Genomic DNA, 4,816 nt, shown 5'->3' on the forward strand with positions numbered 1-4,816 from the left:
ATATGATATAAAGTAATTAATATATGATATAAAGTAATTAATATATGATATAAAGTAATTAATATATGATATAAAGTAATTAATATATTATATAATATAATTAAAAGGAAGTTGAAATTAAAAAAGTAGCATTTCATATTCAAAAAGGTGGCGTTGGAAAAACTACCTTAAGTGGGAATATAGCAAGCTATTTGTCTAAAACAAAAAAAGTTATATTAGTTGATTGTGATATACAGCAAGGAAGTTCTTCTACATGGTTTCTTAATCATGAAATTCTTAGGTTAGACATTAAGGATTCTCTTTTAAATACGGTAAATATAGATCAAGTATTAAAGCAAATACAAAAAAATTTTTATATTTTGCCATGTGTGCCGAGCGGAACTTTTAGAAGAGATGTTCAGCATAAATTACAGGATTTTCCATATTTGATAGATGATTTTTGCTTGGAATTGGAAAAATTGGGATTTGAATTTGCGATTTTTGATTTATCTCCCAGTTTTGAGCTTTGGGAGCGAAGAATTATTCTTGCAATGTGCGAAGTTATTACTCCATTGACTCCAGAATTTTTAAGTCTTGAAGGAATTAATATTTTTAAGGAAGAGTTTGATTCTTTGTTAAAATCTTATAGAAAAAAGGTTAAACACGAGAAGATTATTTGTAATATGCTCAATAAAAGTTTCAAAAGACATAATTTACATTTAAGTCAATTTAAAACTTTTGGATATGATCTTTATGAGATTGGACAAGATGCTAAAATAGCAGAATCGCAGCTGTATAAAAAGTCGATTTTTGATTATTATCCTGAGAGTAAATCCATCTTAGAACTTTCAAGATTGGGGGATGCTTTATGCCTATAAGTAAAGAGGTTGATTTGGAAGAAATCATTAAACAAAATGTTGGCAAATCTAAATTTGCTTTTCGTGTTGACAATGATGTTATTAGTAATAACATATCAAATATTAAGCCTGGTAGATCAAAGATGACGATCAAACAAATAAGTGTAGGATTGAAATATGAATATTGGGTTGAGTTTTATTCTATTTTAGATAAAAGGGGATTAACAGCTTCTGGTTTTATAAGAACTTTAATTATGGAATATATAGAAACTTCTAAGAAATAATATTTTTTAGCTTTAAATAATAACTTAAAGTTTTAATGTCTTTAAGTCGCCTCAATATAAGGTTTATCAATGAAAAATGTTTTATTATTGATATCTTGCCATATGTTATTATTTTATATTAAAGCTTTTATTGGTTAAAATAATATAGCTTTAATTGCAATTAATACAATAATCTAGATTATTGTATTAATTGCAATTAAAGCTATTAATATTATTATAAATATATAAAACTTATTGTTAATAATTAATAGATAAAAAATTAATTTTAACATTTCTATTAATAAGAAAAAAATATCAAAACATTTTTTACAAAATTTTATTAATTTTGTAAAAAATGTTTTTAATTGCATGTGAAAATATACTATACACATAGTTAAGCATGAATATACTATTATTGCTGTCATAAAATTTTAATTCTCCCTTAATTTCCGATAAATTTCAGTCTATCTCAATTCTTATAAAATTCCATTTTTATTTATTTAAAGTTTTATATTATTTGCATGCATTTATTAAATGCATATTATAATCTTACTATTTAATAGTATCTTTAAATATTAATTTAGCCATACTATTTTTTAAAAAGTTTCCATCCAAAAAATTTTTTTGTTTCCTCTTTTTTATTTTTTCTACTTAGTTTGTCACATTTAATAGGTATTCTTTTTTCTCTAGGTTTTGCATTAAAAATAATAAGTATATTATCTATATAATCTTTATTTAATGTTTTAAATAAACCATATTGATCTAGATCTAAGACATAGTTAGGATTTATTTTTTTTAAAATTTTAAAATAATAGGATTTGCCCGGTAATATTATTGGATTTTTATATATTTTTATTGCAAACTCTTCAAACGTTATAGCATTTTTAACTAATTCTAATAGATTATACTTGGGAAAATATTTGATGGCATTATAGCTTTTTAAAAAGTTTGGTGTTATAAAATATTTTAAAATTTGTTCTTTGGGATATAAATTAATACTTTTTTTGCCATATTTTTTGAAAGCTTTTATATTTTGTGATGGTTTATAGGGGGTAATTTTCCCTTGTTTTTCTAATCTAAGCAGCTTTATATAAATGGTATTTTTTTTTATGCTTTTATTTTGCATGATTTGTATTTCTTTTAAAGTAAAATATTCTTGATTTTTATCATCAATAAGCATTGTTACACCCTTATATTTTGTTTGTATGTAGTTTACTATAAGTAGGTTAATGTGTCAAATGAAATGATAGTTAAAAGCTATTATTTCCTCAATTTCCAAATTGAGCTTTAAACTAATTAATTATAAATGCATTTATAATTAATTAGTTTAAAGCTCAATTTGGAAATTGAGGAAATAATAGCTTTTAACTATCATTTCATTTGACACATTAACCTACTTATAGTAAACTACATACAAACAAAATATAAGGGTGTAACAATGCTTATTGATGATAAAAATCAAGAATATTTTACTTTAAAAGAAATACAAATCATGCAAAATAAAAGCATAAAAAAAAATACCATTTATATAAAGCTGCTTAGATTAGAAAAACAAGGGAAAATTACCCCCTATAAACCATCACAAAATATAAAAGCTTTCAAAAAATATGGCAAAAAAAGTATTAATTTATATCCCAAAGAACAAATTTTAAAATATTTTATAACACCAAACTTTTTAAAAAGCTATAATGCCATCAAATATTTTCCCAAGTATAATCTATTAGAATTAGTTAAAAATGCTATAACGTTTGAAGAGTTTGCAATAAAAATATATAAAAATCCAATAATATTACCGGGCAAATCCTATTATTTTAAAATTTTAAAAAAAATAAATCCTAACTATGTCTTAGATCTAGATCAATATGGTTTATTTAAAACATTAAATAAAGATTATATAGATAATATACTTATTATTTTTAATGCAAAACCTAGAGAAAAAAGAATACCTATTAAATGTGACAAACTAAGTAGAAAAAATAAAAAAGAGGAAACAAAAAAATTTTTTGGATGGAAACTTTTTAAAAAATAGTATGGCTAAATTAATATTTAAAGATACTATTAAATAGTAAGATTATAATATGCATTTAATAAATGCATGCAAATAATATAAAACTTTAAATAAATAAAAATGGAATTTTATAAGAATTGAGATAGACTGAAATTTATCGGAAATTAAGGGAGAATTAAAATTTTATGACAGCAATAATAGTATATTCATGCTTAACTATGTGTATAGTATATTTTCACATGCAATTAAAAACATTTTTTACAAAATTAATAAAATTTTGTAAAAAATGTTTTGATATTTTTTTCTTATTAATAGAAATGTTAAAATTAATTTTTTATCTATTAATTATTAACAATAAGTTTTATATATTTATAATAATATTAATAGCTTTAATTGCAATTAATACAATAATCTAGATTATTGTATTAATTGCAATTAAAGCTATATTATTTTAACCAATAAAAGCTTTAATATAAAATAATAACATATGGCAAGATATCAATAATAAAACATTTTTCATTGATAAACCTTATATTGAGGCGACTTAAAGACATTAAAACTTTAAGTTATTATTTAAAGCTAAAAAATATTATTTCTTAGAAGTTTCTATATATTCCATAATTAAAGTTCTTATAAAACCAGAAGCTGTTAATCCCCTTTTATCTAAAATAGAATAAAACTCAACCCAATATTCATATTTCAATCCTACACTTATTTGTTTGATCGTCATCTTTGATCTACCAGGCTTAATATTTGATATGTTATTACTAATAACATCATTGTCAACACGAAAAGCAAATTTAGATTTGCCAACATTTTGTTTAATGATTTCTTCCAAATCAACCTCTTTACTTATAGGCATAAAGCATCCCCCAATCTTGAAAGTTCTAAGATGGATTTACTCTCAGGATAATAATCAAAAATCGACTTTTTATACAGCTGCGATTCTGCTATTTTAGCATCTTGTCCAATCTCATAAAGATCATATCCAAAAGTTTTAAATTGACTTAAATGTAAATTATGTCTTTTGAAACTTTTATTGAGCATATTACAAATAATCTTCTCGTGTTTAACCTTTTTTCTATAAGATTTTAACAAAGAATCAAACTCTTCCTTAAAAATATTAATTCCTTCAAGACTTAAAAATTCTGGAGTCAATGGAGTAATAACTTCGCACATTGCAAGAATAATTCTTCGCTCCCAAAGCTCAAAACTGGGAGATAAATCAAAAATCGCAAATTCAAATCCCAATTTTTCCAATTCCAAGCAAAAATCATCTATCAAATATGGAAAATCCTGTAATTTATGCTGAACATCTCTTCTAAAAGTTCCGCTCGGCACACATGGCAAAATATAAAAATTTTTTTGTATTTGCTTTAATACTTGATCTATATTTACCGTATTTAAAAGAGAATCCTTAATGTCTAACCTAAGAATTTCATGATTAAGAAACCATGTAGAAGAACTTCCTTGCTGTATATCACAATCAACTAATATAACTTTTTTTGTTTTAGACAAATAGCTTGCTATATTCCCACTTAAGGTAGTTTTTCCAACGCCACCTTTTTGAATATGAAATGCTATTTTTTTCATGTAAACTTCCTTTTAATTATATTATATCATATATTAATTACTTTATATCATATATTAATTACTTTATATCATATATTAATTACTTTATATCATATATTAATTACTTTATATCATAT

Annotated in this window: 6 protein-coding genes; 3 read left to right on the top strand and 3 right to left on the bottom strand. The window is 22.9% G+C overall.

The window, feature by feature from the left end:
- Positions 1–137: 137 nt before the first annotated feature.
- A complete protein-coding gene (locus tag HNR35_RS05480) occupies positions 138–857 on the top strand; it encodes a ParA family protein (protein WP_336509709.1) in 720 nt (239 codons plus the stop codon).
- A complete protein-coding gene (locus HNR35_RS05485; protein WP_183224470.1) occupies positions 848–1,120 on the top strand; it encodes a hypothetical protein in 273 nt (90 codons plus the stop codon). The genes HNR35_RS05480 and HNR35_RS05485 overlap by 10 nt, the downstream gene beginning before the upstream one ends.
- A gap of 568 nt (positions 1,121–1,688) precedes the next feature.
- Here the strand turns inward: HNR35_RS05485 and HNR35_RS05490 are convergent.
- Positions 1,689–2,279, bottom strand: a complete 591-nt coding sequence (locus tag HNR35_RS05490) for a hypothetical protein (protein ID WP_183224472.1) — start codon at positions 2,277–2,279, stop codon at positions 1,689–1,691.
- 258 nt (positions 2,280–2,537) lie between these two features.
- On the opposite strand from HNR35_RS05490, the gene HNR35_RS05495 reads away from it, so the two are divergent.
- Positions 2,538–3,128, top strand: a complete 591-nt coding sequence (locus HNR35_RS05495) for a hypothetical protein (protein WP_183224472.1) — start codon at positions 2,538–2,540, stop codon at positions 3,126–3,128.
- A gap of 568 nt (positions 3,129–3,696) precedes the next feature.
- On the opposite strand, the gene HNR35_RS05500 is transcribed toward HNR35_RS05495, so the two are convergent.
- Together HNR35_RS05500 and HNR35_RS05505 are read right to left on the bottom strand one after the other, a co-directional pair.
- The gene (locus HNR35_RS05500) at positions 3,697–3,969 is read right to left on the bottom strand and encodes a hypothetical protein (RefSeq protein WP_183224470.1); all 273 of its coding nucleotides are present in this window, start codon (positions 3,967–3,969) and stop codon (positions 3,697–3,699) included.
- A complete protein-coding gene (locus HNR35_RS05505) occupies positions 3,960–4,700 on the bottom strand; it encodes a ParA family protein (protein WP_183224474.1) in 741 nt (246 codons plus the stop codon). The genes HNR35_RS05500 and HNR35_RS05505 overlap by 10 nt, the downstream gene beginning before the upstream one ends.
- Positions 4,701–4,816: the final 116 nt, after the last annotated feature.

The organism is Borreliella spielmanii (genome assembly GCF_014201705.1).
GTDB lineage: Bacteria > Spirochaetota > Spirochaetia > Borreliales > Borreliaceae > Borreliella > Borreliella spielmanii.